Origin of the sequence: Vibrio sp. AND4, assembly GCF_000171815.1 — a bacterium.
In the GTDB taxonomy this organism is placed as follows: Bacteria; Pseudomonadota; Gammaproteobacteria; order Enterobacterales; family Vibrionaceae; genus Vibrio.
In genome coordinates this window covers 46,203-67,481 of record NZ_ABGR01000003.1, presented here as the reverse complement: position 1 = coordinate 67,481, position 21,279 = coordinate 46,203, and the positions used below count along the sequence as shown (strand labels likewise).

Genomic DNA, 21,279 nt, shown 5'->3' with positions numbered 1-21,279 from the left:
CAACAAAGGGTGTAATCTAACATTTTGGTCATGCCCAAAGTCGATGGTAGAGGGAAGATTTTCAGCATGCTTGTTGGCGTGTTAGATGCGTCAATGTTAATAAGCATTCAACCGTAAAAGGGATAACGATGGCTAACGGATACATTCCACCAAAAGTTTGGACAAACGATAACGAAAGTGGCGGTCAGTGGGCGAGTATCAATCGTCCGGATTCCGGCGCCCGTCATGAGCAAGCGCTTCCTGTTGGTAATCACCCGTTCCAGCTTTACTCAATGGGTACACCAAACGGTCAGAAAGTAACGGTCATGCTTGAGGAGCTACTAGCCGTCGGCGTGCAAGAAGCAGAATACGACGCATACCTGATTAAGATTGGTGATGGTGATCAATTTGGTTCTGGTTTTGTATCTGTAAACCCGAACTCGAAGATTCCTGTTTTGGTTGACCGTTCAGGTGCTGAACCCGTGAACGTTTTCGAGTCCGGCAACATCTTGTTCTACCTCGCGGAGAAGTTTGGTCACTTCTTGGCAAAAGAGGGCGCGAAGCGCGCTGAGGTCATGAACTGGTTATTTTGGCTGCAGGGTTCTGCGCCATACTTAGGCGGCGGCTTTGGCCATTTTTATGCGTACGCCCCAGAGAAGTTTGAGTATCCAATCAACCGTTTTACCATGGAGATCAAGCGCCAGTTAGATGTATTAGATAAGCGGCTTGCGAATAGTGAATTTCTGGGGGGTGACGATTACAGTATAGCCGACATCGCAACATGGCCATGGTACGGTAACCTAGTATTAGGTCGAATTTACGATGCAGCCGAATTTTTAAATGTAGCCAGTTACAAGAACCTTGTTCGTTGGGCAAAAGTCATTGATCAACGTGAAGCCGTGCAACGTGGTCGTATTGTTAACCGTGTTTGGGGTGAAGAGTGGGATCAAGTCGCAGAGCGCCATAGTGCAGCAGACATTGACGCGGCACTTATGAAGAAACCGCAATAATACTTCTCAGAGAAAAAAGGGATGCCACGGTATACCTTTTTGATCGCTTTTAAGGAGAACTGCGTAACAAAGGGATGATAACGCTGTTTTAGCAGTAAGCGAGTATCCCTTAACCATTAACTCCTTGCTTTTATCGCCCCAACTCACACGAGCTTGGGGTTTTTTTATGGTATTAGCTCAATATTCATAGCCAGTGAACTAAAAATTGTCCGATATTAAATTTACTAAGGTGAGCGAAATGGTCGCCCTTTTATTTTGAAACTCATTAAGAGAAATCTTCAGAATAAAAACGGAGTTATGCGTGCGCAAGATTCTATCTTTGACCTTGGCCATGTCACTTACTGGCTGTGTTATGCCACAGCATGGAACTGTCAATACTGGGCAGTGTATGGGGGTGATGTCATCTCAAGATGCTTATGGATACCAAAACCCAAACCATTACACCATGCAGGTGTTGGCGTTGAAGAAAGAAAAAGACGTGAAAGAGTACATTCGCTACATCGATTCTAAACACCCAGTTTGGGTGAATTGGAAGAATAGTCGTGGCACTCGTTGGTATACCGTCACTGTCGGAGACTTTAAAACGAAGCAGGATGCTTACAATGCGCGGTCCTCATTGCCAAGCCGGGTTAAACAATCTTCTCCATTTGTTATGACTTTCGCTGAAATGCAGCGTAAGCAAGAAACCAGTGTCGTGCGCATGCGTTAACATACCCAACTGACTTCAAGATACAGGATTTAGAGCTTTGCGATGTGTCGACAGGGCTGTTTCTCATCTACCCAACGTAGGTGTAAATAACGTGAGTTTGGATCGCCCAAATATCTTCGAACTTTTAGAGATGTAGTCAGGTTGATGGGGAGATGGAAAGTTCTTAGGGATTATTAGTATCTTTGAACTTTATAATGTATCGATGGTATGACAATTATGCTGTCAGCGTACACCTGAGGAGCCGAGAGCAAATATCCCAATGCGAGCAATAATGGAATTTCTATCTAGGTTATTGTGCGTTGCCCATTTTTAGCTGAGGAAGGGTGAGCGATACCTTGCATGTCAATGTTGTAGATAGAGAGGAGGAGGAATAAAAGAGTAGGAGGAAAATGCCACTATAGGTTGAACATTTTGTCGAACTCTCTTTGATCTATGATATCCTCAATTCTGCGGCGAGTTTGCTGCTTAATCATTGCTGCACTTTGTTCAGAGGCTTTTTTTTCTTGTGCGCTCTGTTTTTTACATTTCTTTGCCATTGTTTTTACCTGAGGAACTTCTTCTAAAATTTCTGAATCATGCATTAATGCATGGAAATTGATTTATTTAATAATAAAACTTCCTAGCTTTGAACCTGCGTCACAAAGAATGTCGCCAGAGTTGGTTTTCTCACAGTATTTAAAGTTTATGAGGTAACGAGTGGATTGGAGTTTTGGCAATATATGGCGCATTAATATATCACCATTAAGCTGATGAATTTTAGCGTTCCAAGAAATGTCGGGGTGGTTTAAATGGAATTTAATCTCTATCATTTATTCTCCTGTTTTTTAGTGATTTTTTCTTTAATAAATAGTTGATACCAGTGTCTTTGACGACCTGTTCTTTTCTGCATGATTTTTCCTGATGTTAAGTAAATATAATTCCAATAATGACTAGATTGGTTCGCGGCCTATTTATTTCAGGCAGCAAAAGCTCGCGCAAAAGTACACTTGCTGAGTTAAATAATGAGGAATTTTAGAAAGGAGAGAGGGGTGTTTGGTGCAGCAAAGGAGTACTGCACCAAGAAAGGACTCTTATAAAGGAGTCACTTCAGTAGCTTGAGGACCTTTTTGGCCTTCTTCTACTTTGAAGCTTACTTTCTGACCTTCAGCCAACGTTTTGAAACCGTCAGAAACGATAGCGTTGAAGTGTACGAATACATCTTTGCCGCCATCATCTTGAGTTAGAAAACCGAAACCTTTAGATTCGTTAAACCATTTTACTGAACCAGTTACTTTAGACATAAAAACCTCTGAATTTAAACAATAATATACGTTTTTGGTTGGTTCTTTTTTTAAGCTATTGAATGTGCAATCAAGAGGAAGTTTTACGCAGGTATCTGAATCAGAGATTCAAGGTGTTACTGAGAAGGAACTTAAACTAAATGTAGCATTAACAACTCTTTTTAGAGCCGCGTTCAATATTACCTCTTTTTTAGAAAATAGCTACATTTATTTTCAATTTCTTCTCGTGCTAAAAAATGGAGGTAATAGGACTACCTTAACCTTTGACGGTTTTCTTCCAGCGTTCAATGGCGAGCTTGCTTTGCTTAACCCCCATTTCATAAGCTTCACGCAAAGGGTCGGGTGAGCGGCTTAAACGCTTTAACTTAAAGCCTTCTGGTGGGCAGACTTGCATGATTTCAATGCCAGCGGGTGGATTCTCTATTAATTCCAAAGTCTGGTTGTAACGAATATGACGTGTAAGCATTGGCTCGACCAACGCCGGATGATCTCTCAGTAAACGAGAAATGAGTTTTGCAAACTTGGGTTTGGATTTACGATAACTGGCAGGGCGGCTTCTTAATACCATGATTTTTGTTGCGCCTCGTTGGATGGCTTCGGCAACAGGAATGGCATCCGCTACACCACCGTCTACATATTTTACGCCATCTAATGACACACCATCGCGGTACATGATCGGTAACGCGCTGCTGGCTTTCATGGTTTCTGCCAGCATGTCTACAGAAGGCGTAAGATATTCTGCCTGCCCGTTATCTTGGCGAGTGACACCTAAAAAGAATGGCCGAGGATCGGCAGAAAGCGCTGACCTATCAATGCCAAGCTCTTTGAGTGTGACTTCCCACATCCAATTTAAATCCATCATATCGCCACCACGTATCCATTGAGTGGGTGAAATAAACTCTTTGCGTAGGCTGTAATCTAGGTAGATCTTGAGGTTTCTGCCCGGCATTTTTGCGAGGTAAGCCGCTAAGTTACTTGCGCCAGCCGAGACGCCCCAAAAGCTGTCAAAAGGGGAAAAGTCTTGTTCCATGAAGTGATCGAGTATGCCGCAGGAGAATACCCCGCGCATTGCGCCTCCTTCGACAATCAGCGCTCGAGAACCAACCTGTTCCATCCTAGCCATCCGTTTCGGTTATTCTGATTTAAATACTATCCCATTAGAGTAACGGATTTAATGCTACTCCCCAAGTTGTCTTCGCTTGGTTGTTATCTTGAAGAATTTTGTATTTATGTTATAACATAACAATTATGAATGTTATTCAGCGGTGTGTGTCTTGTGTGAGGTGAGAATGAGCGATATTGACGCCATTATTGAGCATGTAGAGGTTAGTTTTAAAGCTCAAGGGAAGCAGTTAACTTCGCAAAGGAAACTGGTGTTGCAAGCTTTGCTCCATGCTGATAATGCCCTTTCTGCTTATGAATTGGTGGATTATTGCAAAAACCATTTCAATAAGAATATTTCGGCTATGTCAGTTTATCGGATCTTGGATTTTCTTGAAGGCGAGCACTTAGCTCATAAGCTTAAAGCCTCCAATAAATACATCGTTTGCTCTCATATTCTCTGCGAGCACGAGCATGGAGTGCCCCAATTCCTCATTTGTTCTGAGTGCAACAAAATCAGTGAGCAAGCCATCGACCCAACCTTGATTCATGGTCTGCAATCCCATGCAAAAGAAAAAGGTTTCACCGTTATCAGCCCTCAACTAGAGATCAATGGTGTTTGTGATGACTGCGCGAAACCCAAGTAGATATGTTTGTTTTTGAATGTCCTCTTACCTACGCACTCACCACCACGTCGTTAACATTTATCCCTTCCAATTACTAGCATCATCAGCAAGGAGCCCTGAACCGCTATGCCTGCAACACTGATTAAAAACGCTCTTGTCGTCAACGAAGGAACCATTACTGAGACTGACTTGAGAATTGTCGATCAGCGAATCGAAACTATCTCAACCAACATCGCGGCTAAACCGGAAGATACGGTGATTGATGCGAAAGGGTGCTATCTGATTCCGGGTATGATTGATGATCAAGTGCACTTTCGTGAGCCGGGGCTGACGCACAAAGGTTCAATCGCTTCAGAATCTCGGGCTGCGGTTGCTGGTGGTATTACAAGTTATATGGAAATGCCAAATGTCAGCCCCGCAACCACTACTATAGAAGCGTTGGAACGCAAATTTGCGATTGCCGAGCAAAATTCGCTTGCTAACTACTCTTTCTACCTAGGTGCGACAGAAGATAATCTTGAGCAAATCAAACAGCTTGATCCGAAGAAGCACTGCGGCGTGAAAGTGTTTATGGGTGCTTCTACGGGTGATTTGTTGGTCGAAGCGCCACAAGCCTTAGATGAAATTTTCCGCGATTCACCTGTGTTGATTGTGACGCACTGTGAGAGTGGGCCTGTGATTGCGCAAAACACACACCGACTACGAAAAGATAAGTCGGCATTCACCATTGAAGATCATCCGGTTCTGCGTGATGACGAAGCATGCTATGCGTCGTCCTCTTATGCGGTAGAACTGGCTAAGAAGCATAACAGTCAGCTGCATGTTCTGCACATCACAACAGCAAAAGAGTTGGCACTGTTTGAGGCTGGCGCTATCGAGAACAAAAACATTACCGCAGAAGCTTGCGTTCATCATCTGTGGTTTAGCAATGAAGATTATGCAGAGCGTGGTAACCAAATCAAATGTAATCCAGCGGTGAAATACCCAAGTGACCGCGAAGCCATTCTAAAAGCGTTGAATGCTGGCCAAATTGACATTATCGCCACTGATCACGCCCCTCACACATGGGAAGAAAAACAGGTGCCTTACGAGCAAGCACCAGCGGGCTTACCTTTGGTGCAGCACGCACTGCTATCTTTGTTTGATCACGTTGCTCGTGGGCGTATGACAATGGAACAAGTTGTGCAAAAGACGGCACATAACCCAGCTATTCGCTACGGTATTGAGCGACGTGGCTTTATTCGTGAAGGCTATTTTGCGGATTTGGTGTTAGTGGATACAAATACGCCGACCTTAGTGACCAATGAAAACTGCTTGTACCACTGTGGTTGGTCGCCATTTTCGGGTCATCAGTTTAGCGCACAAATCAAGAAAACTTGGGTCAATGGCAGCTTGGTGTATGCCGACCAGCAAGTGAATGCACAGGCAGCTAAGGCGATGCGGTTGGTGTTCGACAAATAGATAGTGCGTTTTTTCGGAAGCTTAAATATAGACGTTTTGTTTAAGTCCGATTTGTAGAAATCATCTTGTCGTAGCTTGAGTGTCTTTATGACACCGAATTAAGAGAAATCAATATGTTAAGAAGAAATCCTACTGGTCACATGCCTGACGTTTCAGAAACGGCCTTCATCGACCCGACGGCGATCATCTGTGGCAAAGTGATCATTGAAGATAACGTTTTTATTGGTCCTTACGCGGTGATACGCGCCGATGAAGTGAACGAGCAAGGCGATATGGAAGCCATCGTCATCAAGCGTGATACTAACATTCAAGATGGCGTGGTCATTCACTCAAAAGAAGGCGCTGCCGTGACCATTGGTGAGCGCTCATCCATTGCGCATCGATCGATTATTCATGGTCCGTGTGAAGTTAGCGATGATGTGTTCATTGGCTTTAACTCGGTGGTGTTTAATGCTGTGATTGGCAAGAGATGCGTTATTCGTCACAACTGCGTGGTGGATGGTCTAGACTTGCCAGAGAATTTCCATGTTCCGCCAATGACCAATATTGGCGTCGATTTTGATTTGAACAGTATCTCGAAAGTGCCACCGGAATACTCGGCGTTTTCAGAGTCTGTGGTTTCAGCAAACCATGAGCTGGTGCAAGGCTACAGGAGAATTGCCAATGAGCTCTGAGAACCAACCCTTACTTGGTGTTCCTACTAACATCATTACTGGGTTTCTGGGCGTAGGAAAAACGTCAGCGATTTTGAATTTACTGGCGAATAAGCCAGAGAACGAACGCTGGGCGGTATTAGTGAATGAGTTTGGTGAAATCGGTGTTGATGGCAGCTTAGTTCAAGGGCAACAAAACGAGGATCAGCAAGTGTTTATTCGTGAAGTACCCGGCGGCTGCATGTGCTGCGCTGCGGGGTTGCCCATGCAAATCGCCCTAAACCAACTGCTCAATGAAGCGAAGCCAGACCGTCTGCTGATTGAGCCAACTGGGCTTGGTCACCCGAAAGAAGTACTGCAAGTGTTGTCGACAGATCATTATCGCCAAGTGCTTTCGCTACAAAAGAACATCACTTTGGTCGACGCGCGTAAGCTTGCAGATGAGCGCTACACACACCATGACACATTCAACCAACAAATTGCGATTGCCGATACGGTGGTGGGCAACAAGCTCGACCTGTATCAAGAGGGTGATGCCCAAAAGCTAGAAGCTTACGTGGCGGAAGTTGGGCGCCCGAATACTAAGGTGGTTTTTGCTCAGCATGGTGTGATTCCGTTTGCTGAATTTGAAGGTGAGACCACCATTCATGAGCATCCGCCGCACCATCACCATCATCATCATGCGAGTGATAAGCCGTTGGCTTCAGACATGCCAATGCCTGAGAGTGGCATGCTCAAAGCGACCAATTCAGGCGAAGGTTTCCAGAGTGTCGGTTGGCGTTTTGCTCCCGATAAAGTGTTCGATCGCCGCAAGCTGATCCCTCTGTTGGTCGAGTTGGAAGTGGAGCGCATGAAAGCGGTGTTTATTACTGGCGATGGCATTTATGGCTATAACCTAACGCCGGATGGGCTACAGGAAGTGGAGTTGGATGATTGCGCTGAAAGCCGAATTGAACTGATTGCAAACAACATCGATGAGCAATTTGAAACAGAGCTTCTCTCTTGCGAATTGGTTTAAGACTAAGCGGGCATTGTTCTCATTAATGCCCGCGTTTCTTTTTTCATCTCCCTCTGTGTTTGTCTTCTTATCTCCTTGAGTGCCACTAACGTCATCTTTTGGTAATGATGACGTTCGGCATTGACATTGTTTGATAGTCAAACTAAATTAAGTTCAAATAATTTGACAATCAAACTAAATCCAGAAGGTAGTGTCGCAATGGCTGTATCGCAACATTCACATGATTTCGTAACTCATAACCACAAGGGTGAAAAACGCACGCTTTATGTATTGATCCTCACAGTAACCACCATGGTGGTGGAGATTACTGCAGGGACCATGTTTGGCTCAATGGCGTTGCTGGCCGATGGTTGGCATATGGGCACCCACGCAGCAGCATTTTGTATTACCTTGTTTGCGTACCGCTACGCGAAGCAAAACGCTCGTAATGACCGTTTCTCATTTGGAACGGGTAAGGTTAGTGTCCTAGGGGGTTTTACTAGCGCGATTGCTTTGGGAATTGTGGCATTGATGATGATGGTCGAGTCGATTCATCGTCTCTTCAACCCAGAAAGCATTCAGTTTAACGAAGCCATTATGGTGGCGGTGATTGGTTTAGTGGTGAACCTTGCAAGTATGTTACTTCTGCATGACCACCATCATCATGGTCATGACCATCACGATCATCATTCTCACGATCATCATTCTCACGATCACCATGCTCATGGGCACGAACACCATCATGACCACAACTTAACCGCAGCATACTTGCATGTGTTGGCGGATACGCTGACGTCTTTGCTGGCGATTGTCGCGTTGATTGTCGGTAAGTTTTACGGTTGGGTTTGGTTGGATGCCATGATGGGGATTGTTGGTGCCTTGGTCATCGGTAAATGGACTCTGGGTTTAGTGAAGCAAACGGCTCCCGTATTGTTGGATGAGAGTATCAACAAGTCCTACCGAAATGAGATTGCTGAGACCCTTGCCCCTTATGCTGAAATTGTTGATTTACACATTTGGAAGGTGAGTGGTCATCATTACTCTGCGGCAATTGCGCTGTACAACCACAGCGACAAAACGTTGGATGAATTTAAGCAATTATTGAGTAAATTTGATAAGATTAACCACCTAACTTTGGAAGTTCAAACGACTGACTGATGCGCGAATTAGAAAAGCTGAATCAAACGCTTACCGAGTTCTATGACAAAATGTCTTCTTGGGAGCAATCTGTAGTAAAAGACACCGGTTATTCACTGGCCCAAATCCACACGATTGAAGTATTAGGTGGGCATGGTGCGTTGCGCATGAAAGAGCTGGCCGAAAAACTCGGTATTACAACAGGCACCCTGACCGTACAAATTGAAAAGCTGGTGAAAGCAGAACTTATTGAGCGTTGTCCACATCCAGAGGATCGGCGTGCTATCGTCGTTAAGCTTACACCAGCAGGTGAGGAGATTCATCGTCATCACAATCAGTTGCATTTAGATTTGGTTCAAGACTTAACGCGTAATATCGACCCTGAACATCAGGCAATATTGTTTGTCTGTTTACAGAAGATGAACAAAGAATTTTGATTGAGCTTTTCGTTTCTAAATTCAGATACTGAGCTGCAAATAGCAAATAGCAAATAGCAAATAGCAAATAGCAAATAGCAAATAGCAAATAGTAGAGCATAGACATGCTCTACTATTTTATAAGTGCGATAAAATTTGTTCGATTGGCAGTTGCGTAAATGTATACGTAATACCAACGCAGAAGGCAGCGCCGGTAACGCCCATGGCTACCGTTGTTGTGAGTAGAAGAAGGGTAATCTTAGGCATTAGAGATTAAACTCCTTCTTAAAAGTTGGGTAAATGACACCATTTGCTTCTTGGTGAGCTTTAAAGCTATAACCAAACACAAATGCTGCCACCACAATGGCAAATGCCGCAATGTTTCTTCCTTTCATCCTTAAACTCTCTACCAATCGTTTTGCTATTGCTTGATGAATTCGGGTTCTTCAGTTACTGAGCAAAATACACAAACAGCACCCATGCTGTGGTTAACACAAGTAGCGGTGTAAATACTCTCTGAATTGAAGCGCCGTCGGTTAGGTCATAAATCACGATCGATTCTTTATAAAATGCGCGTTTAAATGAACCAAAGCTGATTTCATTTTTAACATCAGATTGCTCGTAGTGACGACGTGCTGAGTCTGCTATTTGAGACTCTAGATCTTGAATTTCATATTCTTTGTTAAAAAATGCATTCCACGCTGAAATACGCGCAACAGCTCTTGGTGAACGATTGTACTTCAACTTTTCTAGACGCTTAGCGTATGCAGCTTGATATTTATCCACGATGATTCCCTACATGAATAGACGGTAATGTTGAACACAGTGCTTAATACTCTGCTCGGTGGTTGTAAAAATTAGAAAATGAGAATCAAAAGGAAATTTTTTACATCAGTAGGAGAGTCGCCAAGTGAGGAAGTACGGCACTTGATTATTAAAGAGCGTAAGGAAAGATATCCTCAATGGTGTGGATAATATGGGTTGTTGCTGGATGCGACAAACAAAAATAATTACTCAGAACAACAATCAACTTTTGTTGCGAATTTAATCATTCTGAGCATCGTGCTTTGTTTGTTGTCGAGATAGACTGGGTGTAGGAAGGGCTTTTAAAGCGGCAATAACGACGGGTTACTTAGTGCGATTGGTATGTCTTAAAAGACGCAAAATAATGTCCATTGACCAACTTAGGACAAGCAGAAGGGCGAATGGACACGCGTTTTATTATTGCGGTGGTCTCGCTAATCGTGAATCGGCACAACTAGAATATCGACCGGAGAATTGTTAATAAGATGTCTAGAGTAAGAAATAATCTTGCTCCAAAAATCTTGGTGGTGACCACAGATGAGGAGGTCTACTTCTTGCTCTTTGATTGTCACTTCTAGTTTGTCAGCCAAGTCACCAGTACCGACAAAGAAATGTTTCAACGGTTGCTCTGTATAATCGCTGAATGACCTTAAATATTCCATAGAGCGTTCCCCAAGTGGTCTTTGTTCTGGAAACGCTCTGATGTCAACGAGCTCGCGATAAATTTCGCCATGAGTGCCGTCGATGTGAATGAAGGAAATTTCTGAACCGAAATAATTCGCCATGGATACAGCGCGGTCAATCAACACAGTACTCTCTTCAGACAGTTCCAGTGCGACTAGGATATGTTTGTATTTCATAACCATGCTCTTTTGTAGAATACACTACTGATAGCATAGTATGTCTTGGAGAAAAAATATGCAGATAAGCTCCAGAAATTGCTAAAGAAAACTTTGGTAGATTATCAGTAGAGAGCGCGATTCGTTATGGAGTCAAAGGTATCGCCAAGTATCAATACCAACTCAATTCAATTTCTAAAGGCATGTCGCAGGGTATTTGCTCGCCGCACATTTCGTCAGATGCGTTGAGGTGGACAAGCTTTGCTGACGAATAGCCGCTGCCGCGAAAGTGATCCCTCGCCTCACAAAGGCTTGAGAACCTGAGCGGGCTTTTATTTTCGTTAAGGATGAGTGATTGTGTTTGGTTTTCAACGTTGTAGGCGAGGTAGATTCCTCCCTCAACCGATTCAATCAACAAATTCATAGCCCTTTCCCATTGGTGCGTTCATATCTTGGCACTTACGTTAGATTTAGGTTTTTGGTTCACTTATACCGAGATCTTCTCGCAATATTTAGCCTATTATTCTGCATACAGATACGACTGTTGAGCAGGGTTAAGTAAAAAGAAAGCCTTTAATGAAGGGCTTGAATCTATACAGAATCAAAACGCAATCTTCGGGGGTGCTTTAGTCTGATCTTAGTCAGTTAAAAGTAAGGTTATAACGCATATAACCATAGGTGATAGAGCTTCCTATTATTCTTCCACTTTGTTTTACAGCGTTGAATAGCTCGTCCTTAATTTATCCAAAGTTTGTTGACTTACCTTTCATTGGAAGGGGAGCGGATACGCATGTAGTTAGTTCAAGTGGAATAAAGATAATATGAAAAATCTGACTAAAATGGTTTTTGCAGGATCCCTCTTTTCGTGTGCCGCAGTGCAAGCCGGAGGAGTGTATTTATATGAGACTTCTACAGCTGATATCGGTTTAGCTTCTGCGGGTATGGCAGCGCGGGCGCAAGATGCCTCGGTTATGTCAGCAAACCCTGCTGGCTTATCAAATGTGGCGGGCCAGTCATTTTCCGGTAATCTGATCAGCTTATACGGTGATACCACGCTAGATACGGCTAATGGTGGTGATGCGGGAAATATCATTGGGTACGTGCCACTCGGCTCTGCGTTTTATAGCCAGCAAGTGAACGATAAGTGGACGCTTGGTATTGGTGTATATGGTAACTATGGCCTTGGTCTGGAATACGAAAACCTGTTTGATCATATCGATATTCCCAATGCGATCACTCAAGCTTTGACCATTCAGCCATCTGCCTCTTTCCGTATTAACGATCAGTGGTCGGTAGGTGCTGCATTAGGTATCCACTACGGTACGCTTGATATTGATGTAAAAAATGCCAGCAAGTCTTTATCTGTTGGTGTTGAAGATACCGATGTACAAGTCAATGGCCGAATCGGTTTACTTTACGAGCTGAACTCAGGTACGCGTTTAGGTCTATCTTACTCCAACGAGACCGAATTTGAATTTGAAGACAAAGACTTTTTGACTGATGCAGTAGCGCCACAACAATTAGTATTCAGTGCTTACCACGAGTTAAACGATAAATTGGCGGTGATGGGCAACCTGAACTGGCAAGATTGGAGTGCATACCAAACCGTCATGGATGTTGAGACACAAGATACCTACCAAATTGCGCTCGGTACACAATACAAGGTGAACAGTAAAGTCATGTGGAATACAGGTTTTGCATTTGACTCTAGTTTGTTCGCAGACCAATCTAATGGCGACCTTACGATTCCTTCTGGAAACGCTTACCGATTAGGTACAGGCATTGATTACAAGATTGACGAAGCAAGCACGGTTTCTTTTGCGTTTGAGGCGACCTTAATTGAATCTTCTGAGGTTCAAGGCCCTTCTGGTAACTCGATAGCAAGTTTCGATGATCCCGCACTGTATTTCTTGAGCGTTGGTTACAGTTGGAAAAACCAATCTTGCTATGAGTAAAATGATTTGAAGTCCAAAATTAATTAAACGGTGGTAAATGTGTTCCCGATCTTACTTCGATTCGTTGGAGTGCAGTGGGAACTCATTTATTTACGCTTTCACTGGTGTCCGGTAGTGGTCTTGCAGGATATACATGCGTTTCACATCGCGGTAGCTGCCGTTGATGAAGAACTCTTGCACCAGGTGACCCTCTTCAATAAAGCCGCATTTTTGGTAAAGATGAATCGCCTTTTCATTATCTAACGCAACCAGTAAATAGATTTTATGTAGGTTTAAGATTGAGAATGAGTAGTCTAAGGCACGGTTGATCACCTCCTCCGCATAACCTCGCCCTTGGTGTTCTGGCGCGATGATGATTTGAAACTCGGCACTACGATGAATGTAGTTGATTTCAATCAGCTCCACTAAACCTATCAAGACCCCGTGTTCATCTTCTACAACAAAACGACGCTCCGCATCGTCGTGAATATGTTTGCGATAAAGCTCCTCTAGCTCATCGTGGGACTCGTACGGTTCCTCAAACCAATACGTCATGATACTGCGGTTATTGTTGAGGTCGTGAATAAAGCGCAGGTCTGAACGTTCTAAAGCACGAATTGTGAGGGCATTTTTCATCGTCTATCTCCAGATAACAAAGCGATAATATTATACCCAGCAACTCGAAGTATCATGGGTATATAACACCGTTATCTTAGCCCATGTTGGTGAAGTTTCTCTTTATGTACTGTTAACTAATGACCATAAAATCGATTCCCATCAAATTCTGATAAATCCAGCTAAAACAAAGGCTAGAGCGATAATGGAAGTTAATCATGACGACAAAAAACCTGATTAGGTTCAGGGGAGGATTTCAGATTAAATACCGCCAACGATTTAAGGTCATAATTTACATAAACAAGGTATTTAATATGTTTTCAATCGGTGATGTAGTCGTCGCGACTAAAGGTATCGATCTAGGTAAAATGATAGTAAAAGGTCTAAGCAGCGGCGGTTTCTACGCACGAGTTCAGGCTGGCGAAGCAACGCTCACTTACCCAACTAAAGATATTAAAAAAGCGTAAATCTATTCTGCTGATTTATAAAAAGGTAGCTTACAAGCTGCCTTTTTTGAGCTCTTATCATTAATTAGTCCTGTCAGTAATTCGATATCGTTTAGAGATGTCTAGCTCATTTCTGAACTGTTTTTTTAACTAATAATGGGTATCTTAATATTTAATTCATACTTAGTGTTTAAATGAATATATGGATTTTAATATTAGAGCCTTAATTATCAAGCAAATACAAAAATACAACCCCCAATAGCTGTGTCAATCCCTTATGTTTAAACTTCTATATCGCTACCTTGAAATTTATGATTGTTTAATTAAAAATTTCAAGGTAGCAGTATTTAATATTGGTAAATCACATAGAATTAAGGAGTGAAAAATATGAAAAAATTAATTGCAATATCATTAGCGTTTCTAACAACATCTTCAATTGCAGCAGACTTTCCTCGTGGTGCTGAGTTTTATAAGAATAAATATTACGAGGGATATTCAAAGTTTTATGATGAACACGATGGAGTTTATTCCTTACCTTGGGAGTTGAATGATTACTTTCATTCTGTAAAAGTAGGTAAATATTCCAAAGTATTCGCTTGGAGGCATTTTACCGAAGACCAATATGGTGATATACAACAAGAATGGTCAGAAGATAACCCTGATATTAGTAGTCTTGGAGGGCTTTCTCGCTTTAAAATTACCCCTAAGGAGGTGGAAGGAGTTTTAATTCGCTTAGTCGATGGTATTGAGACAAATAAGAAATACTGTATGAGCGCTAAAGTGTACGGTGAAGGTGAGGGAGCCGACGTATATTCTTGTACAAATAATGTAGGTTATCAGCTTGTGGGCACTCTCAATCCAACTCATGGAGGAGAAAGTATTATTGCAAGTATTGCAACTCGAAATATGGAAAAGTCAGATCCTAATTATGGTCAATACATTAATAATGGTTCCGTTTATTTTAAAGTTAAAGGCGATGGAAATATTGAAGTTTCACATGATCATGGTGAGTTTGAGAACTTTCCTAAAAATTTAAATATTATTGAAGTCAGAGAAAATACGTTTGATGTCATTCTTATCTCTGAAGAACCTAGTTAGAATATCTATTTTAATCTAATCTTATTGCCTTTAATAAAAATGATGTCGATTATGATTAAATATTTTTTATTTTCATAAACAAAACTTTCTAATTTGAGTTGAGAGTTTGTATGCTTGGGGGGAGGAGATGAAGACTTTGACTCCCCCCTTAATCGTAAGTCAGATACTTTGATTATTTAAATGCTAGTATACCCATCTAATATTAATTGGCTAATTTGAGCGATGACTTGATCGCGAGCTTGTAACGATAAGTCGGTCTCGGTTATGTAAATGCTGATGTAAATAGGCCTGTGGTTCTCTTTCCAAACCATTGCGGTAATGCCCCGTGAGCCAAAGCCACCTGCACCAGAGCGATCGGCAATCGACCAGCCTTTTGGTAACACAGAACGTATCAAAGAATCAGAGACTTTATTGTCTTGCATCCAGATTTTAAGTTGAATGCGTGATTCATAGGATAGAGCATCGCTTTCTAACAGAGTGTTAAGTGTGTTTACCATGGCGTTAGGCGTCGTGGTGTCTTGTTTGTCACCCGGATTCGCCTCATTCAGTGTCGGTTCAAATCGATCAAGACGTGTTATTTTATCGCCAATAGAGCGCAAGAATTTAGTTACGCCTTGTGGACCATCAATACTACGTAAAACAATGTTGGCTGCGGTATTGTCGCTCATCAGCATTGCTGCTTCACATGCGTGTTCAATACGGATTGTTTGGCCTGCCATGCGATCCATTACTGGTGACCACACTACCATGTTATGCTTTTCCACTTTAGCGGTTGCATTTTTGTCGAGTGTTTCATTGTCCATATTACTGAGCATCGTCGCACAAGCGAGAGTTTTGAAAGTACTCATCATGGGGAAGCGCTCGTCACCACGATAGTCCCAACGCTCGTCAGTTTGCGTATCCCAAACAGATACACCGATTCGTCCGGAAATATGCTCTTCAATCGCAGAGATTGCCTCATTAAGTTTGGCCGCGTATGTTGCACCCGAGCAGGTCAACAAGACTAATAGTAGGAGTCGCTTTTTCATTGTTGGTTTTCTTAGTGTTATTTAATGCGGTTCACACTCTGGTGAATATAGTCGGAACTATAGCGATTAAATACTCTAATGACTGTTAGGCGATTGTCTTTTTTTTGTCGTTTTATTGCACGCAGGACTTTATTTCAGGCTGATTTTTTGCTTCTGATCATTTTTTAGGGGCTGATTTTTGTTAACTATTTTAATGATGTATAAATGGGATAAGCGGCTACAAGTCGAGTAGGGTATCAGATAGGCACTTTTCCAATTTAGTGATTATTGGATGTTGGAGGCAATCCTTATGGAACTGTAAGCCAATATCCACGAACATCTGCGTACTATCCTGAGTCAGAGGTATTTTTTTTATGTTGTGCGGTAGAACGGAGTCGGGGAGTGCAAAACAAGCTAAAACATAGTTAGTGTTAGTCAGCCAATCTAATGCTGTAGTCACTGACGGTACCATTATGCGACTTGAGAGTGTAAAACCAGCCTTTCCGCCGTAAATTTCATCGTCGATTGCTCCCATCGAAATTCGCACCAGTTTCTCGTTTTGCAACGCCTGAATGTCTATTTGGTCTTGGTGCCACAAAGGGTTACTTTTTGAGGTATAGAGGTACAAACCTAGTTTACCAATTTTGCGTTCTAGGACACTTTCACTTAGTTCTGATGGGTAGCCTGAGACTCCAACAGAAAGGGTGCCAGATTCGGTCAATTCGATGTTTTCTAAGCTCCTGTCTAACACAGAAAAGTCGGTAATAGTCTCGTTGTTATCGAGAAGTTCGAGTAGTGAGTTTGTAAAGATGACACTGAGTGGATTTGGTACAAAAAAGCTCAGTTGAGTGGTTTGCCTATGAGCATCAATGCTGTTGACTTGAGCTTGCGCAGATTCTAAATGCTTCAGCGGTTGCTCAATGGTATTCATCAATTGGCGACAAAATAGGGTCGGCAGGTAAAGCTCTTCTCTGGTGATAAATAGCTGGTTTCCGAAAAGTTTACGGCAATCGGCTAGCCGAAGATAAAACGCTGCCCTGGTTATTTCTAGCGCCTGACACACTTTGACCATCGATTTTTGTTCAAAAATCAGGTGCAAAAAGCGATATAAGTTGAGATCTATCGAGTATTCCACAAGGTGCCCCAATTCTTAAAATTTCACTGTGAATATGACATTATTTTGCGTTTAAAGGTCCAAATTAAAGTTTCTGACTTTCAAAAATGAGTATGTAATCGACGTATTCTGCCAGAGTAAGCACAAGAGAACCACGTGAAGGAGTGTTCAATAATGAGAAAAGGAGCGGGTAACCCAGCTCCTTTGTTTTTTTAGATATTTATTTACAGTTCAACCTTTTTAACCATTCCCGCTTCTGCGTGACCAGGAATGTTACAAGCGAACTCAACCTTGTTGTCTCCGTGGAAGTGCCACAGTAATTGCTTGGCTTTACCCGGCTCAACCGTGACTGCATTACCTGAATCGTGCATGTGGTCACCACTCATGTTCCTCATCATTTCGCGGTGTTCCCGCTGCTCTTTTGCCGAACCGATGGTAAACTCATGGTTGATCTTACCTGTGTTCATCACCACAAACTGCACTACGTCGTTTGGCTCAATCTTAACGTCTTTCTTGAACTTGATCTTCATGTCATCACTCAAAAGTACGTGTACCACTTTATCTGGTTTTGCGCCTTTTGCTGGCATACCTACCGCAGACATACCCGGCATATCCATCATCTTTGAATGGTCCATTTTGCTATGGTCCATCTTCATGCTGCCGTGATCCATGTTTTCATGCTTCATATTGCTATGATCCATATCGCCATGATCCATGTTTGAATGATCCATTTGTGCAAAAGCAGTTGTTGCTGTTGTTAAGGCTAGAGTAAGGGTGATTAGTGTCTTTTTCATCTTTTATATCCTCGTTTTCATTGGTAAATAATCTGATTATTTCCCCTTAAAACTGAACGTTTGAGGGGAAAGTAGGGATTAAGCGTTGTTGTTTACATCACTAGTTTTTGTGCTAGTTTGGTGATTAGTCGCATTGCTTTGGCACAACTCACGTTGTTTCCACAGCTTGAAGATGGCTGGCAGTACTAATAGCGTGAGCAGCAATGCTGATGCCATACCACCAATCATTGGCGCGGCGATACGTTGCATTACTTCTGACCCTGTACCTTCACCGTACATGATTGGAATAAGGCCAATAATGACCGTTAGTACCGTCATCATTACTGGGCGAACACGTAAGCCTGCACCTTCACGAATGGCATCAGTTAGGTCTTTCGCCTCAAGCTTTTGCATGGTCTCTTCTGCATCCAGCTTTTTGTGGTGCCACGCTTGGTTAAGGTAGACGAGCATGATGACTCCAATTTCCACCGCGACGCCTGCTAGGGCAATAAAGCCGACCCCAACAGCAATCGAGAAGTTGTAGTTGAGGATATGCATCAGCCACAAACCACCGACCATAGCGAGCGGCAGGGTAAGCATGATGATCATCACTTCGCCAACGCGACGGAAGCTGAAGTAAAGCAGCAGCATAATGATGGCGATGGTGATTGGTACCACGACACTCAAGCGGTCTTTCGCACGTTCCATGTATTCGTATTGACCAGACCAAGCCAGCGAGTAACCCGCAGGAAGCTCGAGTTGGTCCGCCACGACCTGCTGCGCTTCCACGACGTAAGATCCAAGGTCACGACCATCGATGTCGACAAATACCCAGCCGTTCGGGCGTGCGTTTTCTGTCTTGATCATCGGAGGGCCGTCTTCATAACGAATGTCCGCGACATCAGCCAGCGCAATACGAGCGCCATTTGGAGTGACTAACGGCAGGTTTTGCAGTTTTACCACCGAGTCACGGTAGTCTTGTGGGTAACGAACGTTGATTGGGTAACGCTCCAAGCCTTCAATAGTTTCACCCACATTCATGCCACCCACTGCGGTGGAGATAACTTGTTGAATGTCTGTAATGTTTAAGCCGTAACGCGCCGCCGCGAGCCGCTTGATGTCGATCGTGACATAGCGACCTCCTGCTACACGTTCTGCATAAACCGATGCGGTGCCTTGTACGCCGTTAAGAATTGGCTCCAACTGAGAACCGATCTTCTCAATCACTTTCAGATCGGGACCGGCGATCTTAATGCCGATAGGGGTTTTGATGCCCGTTGCCAGCATGTCGATACGCGTTTTGATCGGCATTACCCAAGCGTTGGTTAATCCCGGGAATTGCACTAGAGCATCGAACTCTTTACGCAGTGATTCTGTCGTTACCCCTTCACGCCATTGATCACGTGGCTTCAACTGAATCACGGTTTCGATCATGGTGAGTGGCGCTGGATCGGTTGCGGTCTCAGCTCGGCCAATCTTGCCCCATACCGTCTGTACTTCTGGGATGGTTTTGATCAGCTTATTGGTTTGCTGTAGCAGCTCACGTGCCTTACCAATCGAGATACCCGGATAGGTCGTTGGCATGTACATCAAATCGCCTTCATCCAGCGGCGGGATGAACTCGCTACCCAGTTTACTGGTTGGGTAGTAAGCCGACGCCATTAGACCTAAGGCGATAACAATCATGGTCTTAGGGTATTTTAAGCTGGTGTTCAACAACGGACGGTACAACGCGACTAGGCCGCGGTTAACCGGGTTTTTGTGTTCCGGTAGCACCTTACCGCGAATGAAGTAACCCATGAGTACAGGAACAAGCGTGATAGCCAAACCAGCAGCCGCTGCCATAGCGTAAGTCTTAGTGAACGCAAGTGGTGAGAACATCTTGCCTTCTTGGCCTTCCAAGGCGAACACAGGCACGAAGCTTAGAGTTATGATCAGCAACGAGAAGAACAGCGGAGCACCGACCTCTTCGGCCGCATTACTGATGACTTGCCATCGGTTTTTATCGGTCAGTGGCGTTCGTTCAATGTGCTTGTGAACGTTTTCGATCATAACGATTGCACCATCCACCATAGCGCCGATGGCAATCGCGATACCACCAAGGGACATAATGTTGGCATTAATGCCTTGCCAATGCATCACGATAAACGCAGTAAGAATACCGACAGGAAGGCTCAGAGCGATAACCAACGAAGAACGAATGTGGAATAGGAACAACGCGCACACAATCGCAACCACGATGAACTCTTCTGCGAGTTTCTGCCATAGGTTTTCTACTGCTGCATCAATCAGAGTCGAACGGTCGTAAGTCGCAACAATTTCAACACCTTCTGGTAGGCCGTGCTGTAGTTCTGCAAGTTTGTCTTTTACTTTTGTAATGACTTCACTTGCGTTCTCACCAAAGCGCATTACGATAACGCCACCAACGGCTTCCCCTTCGCCATTCAGCTCTGAGATACCACGGCGCATTTGTGGACCAAGGTTAATGTCAGCGATGTCGCCTAGTAGCAACGGCGTGCCTTTCTCAGTGACTTTTAGAGGCAGTGATTTTATGTCTTCAATGCTGGTTAGGTAACCCGTGGTACGAACCATGTGTTCAGCTTCTGCGACTTCAATAACGGACGCGCCGGTTTCTTGGTTACCATTTTGGATTGCCATATTCACTTGCTGCAAAGTGAGGTTGTACGCACGCAGCTTGGCAGGATCAATTTGTACTTGGTACTGCTTCACCATGCCACCAACGGTCGCGACTTCAGAGACGCCATCAACGGTTTGCAGTTCGTACTTCAAGAACCAGTCTTGCAGGCTACGAAGTTCGGCTAAATCGTGCTTGCCGGTTTTGTCTTGTAATACGTAGCTGTAAACCCAGCCCACACCCGTTGCATCAGGACCTAGGGTTGGTTTTGCGTTTGGTGGCAGCTTTGGTGCTACTTGGCTTAAGTACTCCAACACGCGTGAACGTGCCCAGTACATGTCGGTATCATCGTTGAAAATGATATAAACGTAAGAGTCACCAAAGAAAGAGTAGCCACGAACTGTCTCAGCACCCGGCACGGCAAGCATGGCGGTGGTGAGCGGGTAAGTGACTTGATCCTCGACAACTTGAGGAGCTTGGCCCGGATAGCTTGTCTTGATGATCACTTGTACATCAGAAAGATCCGGAATTGCGTCAACAGGCGTATTCTTTACACTGTAAAGTCCACCCAGCACGAGCGCTAGAGTGGCGATCAACACTAGGAAACGGTTGTTGAGCGACCAACGAATAATTGCACTGATCATA

25 protein-coding genes are annotated in these 21,279 nt (G+C 43.7%); 11 read left to right on the top strand and 14 right to left on the bottom strand.

Going from position 1 to position 21,279, the window contains the following annotated elements; genetic code table 11:
* The first annotated feature begins 128 nt into the window (after nt 1-128).
* On the top strand, nt 129-989 hold the full coding sequence (yghU, locus tag AND4_RS05560; RefSeq protein ID WP_009841942.1) for a glutathione-dependent disulfide-bond oxidoreductase: 861 nt from the start codon (nt 129-131) through the stop codon (nt 987-989).
* A gap of 301 nt (nt 990-1,290) precedes the next feature.
* Nucleotides 1,291-1,698, top strand: a complete 408-nt coding sequence (locus tag AND4_RS05555; RefSeq protein WP_009841941.1) for an SPOR domain-containing protein — start codon at nt 1,291-1,293, stop codon at nt 1,696-1,698.
* Nucleotides 1,699-2,093: 395 nt separating this feature from the next.
* Here the strand turns inward: AND4_RS05555 and AND4_RS05550 are convergent, their stop codons facing one another.
* From AND4_RS05550 to AND4_RS05535, 4 genes are all read right to left on the bottom strand, one after another.
* On the bottom strand, nt 2,094-2,234 hold the full coding sequence (locus AND4_RS05550; RefSeq protein ID WP_009841940.1) for a hypothetical protein: 141 nt from the start codon (nt 2,232-2,234) through the stop codon (nt 2,094-2,096).
* Between the two features lie 63 nt (nt 2,235-2,297).
* Nucleotides 2,298-2,507, bottom strand: coding sequence for a hypothetical protein (locus AND4_RS20575; protein ID WP_009841939.1), 210 nt, complete (start codon nt 2,505-2,507; stop codon nt 2,298-2,300).
* 261 nt (nt 2,508-2,768) lie between these two features.
* Nucleotides 2,769-2,978, bottom strand: a complete 210-nt coding sequence (locus AND4_RS05540) for a cold-shock protein (RefSeq protein WP_009841937.1) — start codon at nt 2,976-2,978, stop codon at nt 2,769-2,771.
* Between the two features lie 256 nt (nt 2,979-3,234).
* Complete coding sequence (locus AND4_RS05535; protein ID WP_009841936.1) at nt 3,235-4,092, bottom strand: patatin family protein; 858 nt, start codon at nt 4,090-4,092, stop codon at nt 3,235-3,237.
* 175 nt (nt 4,093-4,267) lie between these two features.
* On the opposite strand from AND4_RS05535, the gene AND4_RS05530 reads away from it, so the two are divergent.
* The 6 genes from AND4_RS05530 to AND4_RS05505 all read left to right on the top strand — a co-directional run bounded on the left by AND4_RS05530 (nt 4,268) and on the right by AND4_RS05505 (nt 9,390).
* Entirely contained in the window at nt 4,268-4,726 is a 459-nt protein-coding gene (locus tag AND4_RS05530) for a transcriptional repressor (protein WP_009841935.1), read from the top strand.
* 105 nt (nt 4,727-4,831) lie between these two features.
* Nucleotides 4,832-6,166 (top strand): dihydroorotase, encoded by a 1,335-nt coding sequence (locus AND4_RS05525; protein ID WP_009841934.1) that lies wholly within the window; start codon nt 4,832-4,834, stop codon nt 6,164-6,166.
* A 113-nt stretch (nt 6,167-6,279) separates the two neighbouring features.
* Nucleotides 6,280-6,840, top strand: a complete 561-nt coding sequence (locus AND4_RS05520; RefSeq protein ID WP_009841933.1) for a carbonate dehydratase — start codon at nt 6,280-6,282, stop codon at nt 6,838-6,840.
* Complete coding sequence (locus tag AND4_RS05515; RefSeq protein WP_009841932.1) at nt 6,830-7,837, top strand: GTP-binding protein; 1,008 nt, start codon at nt 6,830-6,832, stop codon at nt 7,835-7,837. The genes AND4_RS05520 and AND4_RS05515 overlap by 11 nt, the downstream gene beginning before the upstream one ends.
* A gap of 198 nt (nt 7,838-8,035) precedes the next feature.
* Nucleotides 8,036-8,974 carry a CDF family Co(II)/Ni(II) efflux transporter DmeF gene (dmeF, locus tag AND4_RS05510; protein ID WP_009841930.1) on the top strand — a complete coding sequence of 313 codons (939 nt, stop codon included), beginning with the start codon at nt 8,036-8,038 and terminating at the stop codon, nt 8,972-8,974.
* Nucleotides 8,974-9,390, top strand: a complete 417-nt coding sequence (locus tag AND4_RS05505) for a MarR family transcriptional regulator (RefSeq protein ID WP_009841929.1) — start codon at nt 8,974-8,976, stop codon at nt 9,388-9,390. The genes dmeF and AND4_RS05505 overlap by 1 nt, the downstream gene beginning before the upstream one ends.
* 117 nt (nt 9,391-9,507) lie before the next feature.
* Here the strand turns inward: AND4_RS05505 and AND4_RS20515 are convergent, their stop codons facing one another.
* The 5 genes from AND4_RS20515 to AND4_RS05485 all read right to left on the bottom strand — a co-directional run bounded on the left by AND4_RS20515 (nt 9,508) and on the right by AND4_RS05485 (nt 11,436).
* Complete coding sequence (locus tag AND4_RS20515; RefSeq protein WP_009841928.1) at nt 9,508-9,636, bottom strand: hypothetical protein; 129 nt, start codon at nt 9,634-9,636, stop codon at nt 9,508-9,510.
* Entirely contained in the window at nt 9,636-9,764 is a 129-nt protein-coding gene (locus AND4_RS20510) for a hypothetical protein (RefSeq protein ID WP_009841927.1), read from the bottom strand. Before AND4_RS20510 ends, AND4_RS20515 begins: the two co-directional genes overlap by 1 nt.
* 55 nt (nt 9,765-9,819) lie before the next feature.
* Nucleotides 9,820-10,155 carry a hypothetical protein gene (locus AND4_RS05495; protein ID WP_009841926.1) on the bottom strand — a complete coding sequence of 112 codons (336 nt, stop codon included), beginning with the start codon at nt 10,153-10,155 and terminating at the stop codon, nt 9,820-9,822.
* Nucleotides 10,156-10,607: 452 nt separating this feature from the next.
* Complete coding sequence (locus AND4_RS05490) at nt 10,608-11,033, bottom strand: universal stress protein (RefSeq protein WP_009841925.1); 426 nt, start codon at nt 11,031-11,033, stop codon at nt 10,608-10,610.
* A gap of 151 nt (nt 11,034-11,184) precedes the next feature.
* The gene (locus AND4_RS05485) at nt 11,185-11,436 is read right to left on the bottom strand and encodes a DUF6482 family protein (RefSeq protein ID WP_009841924.1); all 252 of its coding nucleotides are present in this window, start codon (nt 11,434-11,436) and stop codon (nt 11,185-11,187) included.
* Between the two features lie 397 nt (nt 11,437-11,833).
* On the opposite strand from AND4_RS05485, the gene AND4_RS05480 reads away from it, so the two are divergent.
* Nucleotides 11,834-12,967 (top strand): outer membrane protein transport protein, encoded by a 1,134-nt coding sequence (locus tag AND4_RS05480; RefSeq protein WP_009841923.1) that lies wholly within the window; start codon nt 11,834-11,836, stop codon nt 12,965-12,967.
* 90 nt (nt 12,968-13,057) lie between these two features.
* Here AND4_RS05480 and speG read toward each other — a convergent pair whose 3' ends face one another.
* Nucleotides 13,058-13,582 carry a spermidine N1-acetyltransferase gene (speG, locus tag AND4_RS05475; protein ID WP_009841922.1) on the bottom strand — a complete coding sequence of 175 codons (525 nt, stop codon included), beginning with the start codon at nt 13,580-13,582 and terminating at the stop codon, nt 13,058-13,060.
* 293 nt (nt 13,583-13,875) lie between these two features.
* On the opposite strand from speG, the gene AND4_RS19875 reads away from it, so the two are divergent.
* A complete protein-coding gene (locus AND4_RS19875) occupies nt 13,876-14,028 on the top strand; it encodes a hypothetical protein (RefSeq protein ID WP_086026795.1) in 153 nt (50 codons plus the stop codon).
* Between the two features lie 366 nt (nt 14,029-14,394).
* Nucleotides 14,395-15,105, top strand: coding sequence for a beta/gamma crystallin domain-containing protein (locus AND4_RS05465; RefSeq protein ID WP_009841920.1), 711 nt, complete (start codon nt 14,395-14,397; stop codon nt 15,103-15,105).
* Between the two features lie 176 nt (nt 15,106-15,281).
* Here AND4_RS05465 and blaCARB read toward each other — a convergent pair whose 3' ends face one another.
* The 4 genes from blaCARB to AND4_RS05445 all read right to left on the bottom strand — a co-directional run bounded on the left by blaCARB (nt 15,282) and on the right by AND4_RS05445 (nt 21,278).
* Nucleotides 15,282-16,133 (bottom strand): CARB/PSE/RTG family carbenicillin-hydrolyzing class A beta-lactamase, encoded by an 852-nt coding sequence (gene blaCARB, locus AND4_RS05460; protein ID WP_009841919.1) that lies wholly within the window; start codon nt 16,131-16,133, stop codon nt 15,282-15,284.
* Between the two features lie 217 nt (nt 16,134-16,350).
* Nucleotides 16,351-17,247, bottom strand: a complete 897-nt coding sequence (locus AND4_RS05455; RefSeq protein ID WP_009841918.1) for a LysR family transcriptional regulator — start codon at nt 17,245-17,247, stop codon at nt 16,351-16,353.
* 203 nt (nt 17,248-17,450) lie between these two features.
* Nucleotides 17,451-18,020: a cupredoxin family protein gene (locus tag AND4_RS05450; protein WP_009841917.1), complete on the bottom strand. Its 570-nt coding sequence runs from the start codon at nt 18,018-18,020 to the stop codon at nt 17,451-17,453.
* Between the two features lie 78 nt (nt 18,021-18,098).
* Nucleotides 18,099-21,278, bottom strand: coding sequence for an efflux RND transporter permease subunit (locus AND4_RS05445; RefSeq protein ID WP_009841916.1), 3,180 nt, complete (start codon nt 21,276-21,278; stop codon nt 18,099-18,101).
* Nucleotide 21,279 lies beyond the last annotated feature (1 nt).

Coding starts and splice junctions, on each gene's coding strand:
- yghU (WP_009841942.1), top strand. CDS start 129: ATGGCTAACGGATACATTCCACCAAAAGTTTGGACAAACGATAACGAA.
- AND4_RS05550 (WP_009841940.1), bottom strand. CDS start 2,234: ATGGCAAAGAAATGTAAAAAACAGAGCGCACAAGAAAAAAAAGCCTCT.
- AND4_RS20575 (WP_009841939.1), bottom strand. CDS start 2,507: ATGATAGAGATTAAATTCCATTTAAACCACCCCGACATTTCTTGGAAC.
- AND4_RS05540 (WP_009841937.1), bottom strand. CDS start 2,978: ATGTCTAAAGTAACTGGTTCAGTAAAATGGTTTAACGAATCTAAAGGT.
- AND4_RS05535 (WP_009841936.1), bottom strand. CDS start 4,092: ATGGAACAGGTTGGTTCTCGAGCGCTGATTGTCGAAGGAGGCGCAATG.
- AND4_RS05530 (WP_009841935.1), top strand. CDS start 4,268: ATGAGCGATATTGACGCCATTATTGAGCATGTAGAGGTTAGTTTTAAA.
- AND4_RS05525 (WP_009841934.1), top strand. CDS start 4,832: ATGCCTGCAACACTGATTAAAAACGCTCTTGTCGTCAACGAAGGAACC.
- AND4_RS05520 (WP_009841933.1), top strand. CDS start 6,280: ATGTTAAGAAGAAATCCTACTGGTCACATGCCTGACGTTTCAGAAACG.
- AND4_RS05515 (WP_009841932.1), top strand. CDS start 6,830: ATGAGCTCTGAGAACCAACCCTTACTTGGTGTTCCTACTAACATCATT.
- dmeF (WP_009841930.1), top strand. CDS start 8,036: ATGGCTGTATCGCAACATTCACATGATTTCGTAACTCATAACCACAAG.
- AND4_RS05505 (WP_009841929.1), top strand. CDS start 8,974: ATGCGCGAATTAGAAAAGCTGAATCAAACGCTTACCGAGTTCTATGAC.
- AND4_RS20515 (WP_009841928.1), bottom strand. CDS start 9,636: ATGCCTAAGATTACCCTTCTTCTACTCACAACAACGGTAGCCATGGGC.
- AND4_RS20510 (WP_009841927.1), bottom strand. CDS start 9,764: ATGAAAGGAAGAAACATTGCGGCATTTGCCATTGTGGTGGCAGCATTT.
- AND4_RS05490 (WP_009841925.1), bottom strand. CDS start 11,033: ATGAAATACAAACATATCCTAGTCGCACTGGAACTGTCTGAAGAGAGT.
- AND4_RS05485 (WP_009841924.1), bottom strand. CDS start 11,436: ATGAATTTGTTGATTGAATCGGTTGAGGGAGGAATCTACCTCGCCTAC.
- AND4_RS05480 (WP_009841923.1), top strand. CDS start 11,834: ATGAAAAATCTGACTAAAATGGTTTTTGCAGGATCCCTCTTTTCGTGT.
- speG (WP_009841922.1), bottom strand. CDS start 13,582: ATGAAAAATGCCCTCACAATTCGTGCTTTAGAACGTTCAGACCTGCGC.
- AND4_RS19875 (WP_086026795.1), top strand. CDS start 13,876: ATGTTTTCAATCGGTGATGTAGTCGTCGCGACTAAAGGTATCGATCTA.
- AND4_RS05465 (WP_009841920.1), top strand. CDS start 14,395: ATGAAAAAATTAATTGCAATATCATTAGCGTTTCTAACAACATCTTCA.
- blaCARB (WP_009841919.1), bottom strand. CDS start 16,133: ATGAAAAAGCGACTCCTACTATTAGTCTTGTTGACCTGCTCGGGTGCA.
- AND4_RS05450 (WP_009841917.1), bottom strand. CDS start 18,020: ATGAAAAAGACACTAATCACCCTTACTCTAGCCTTAACAACAGCAACA.
- AND4_RS05445 (WP_009841916.1), bottom strand. CDS start 21,278: ATGATCAGTGCAATTATTCGTTGGTCGCTCAACAACCGTTTCCTAGTG.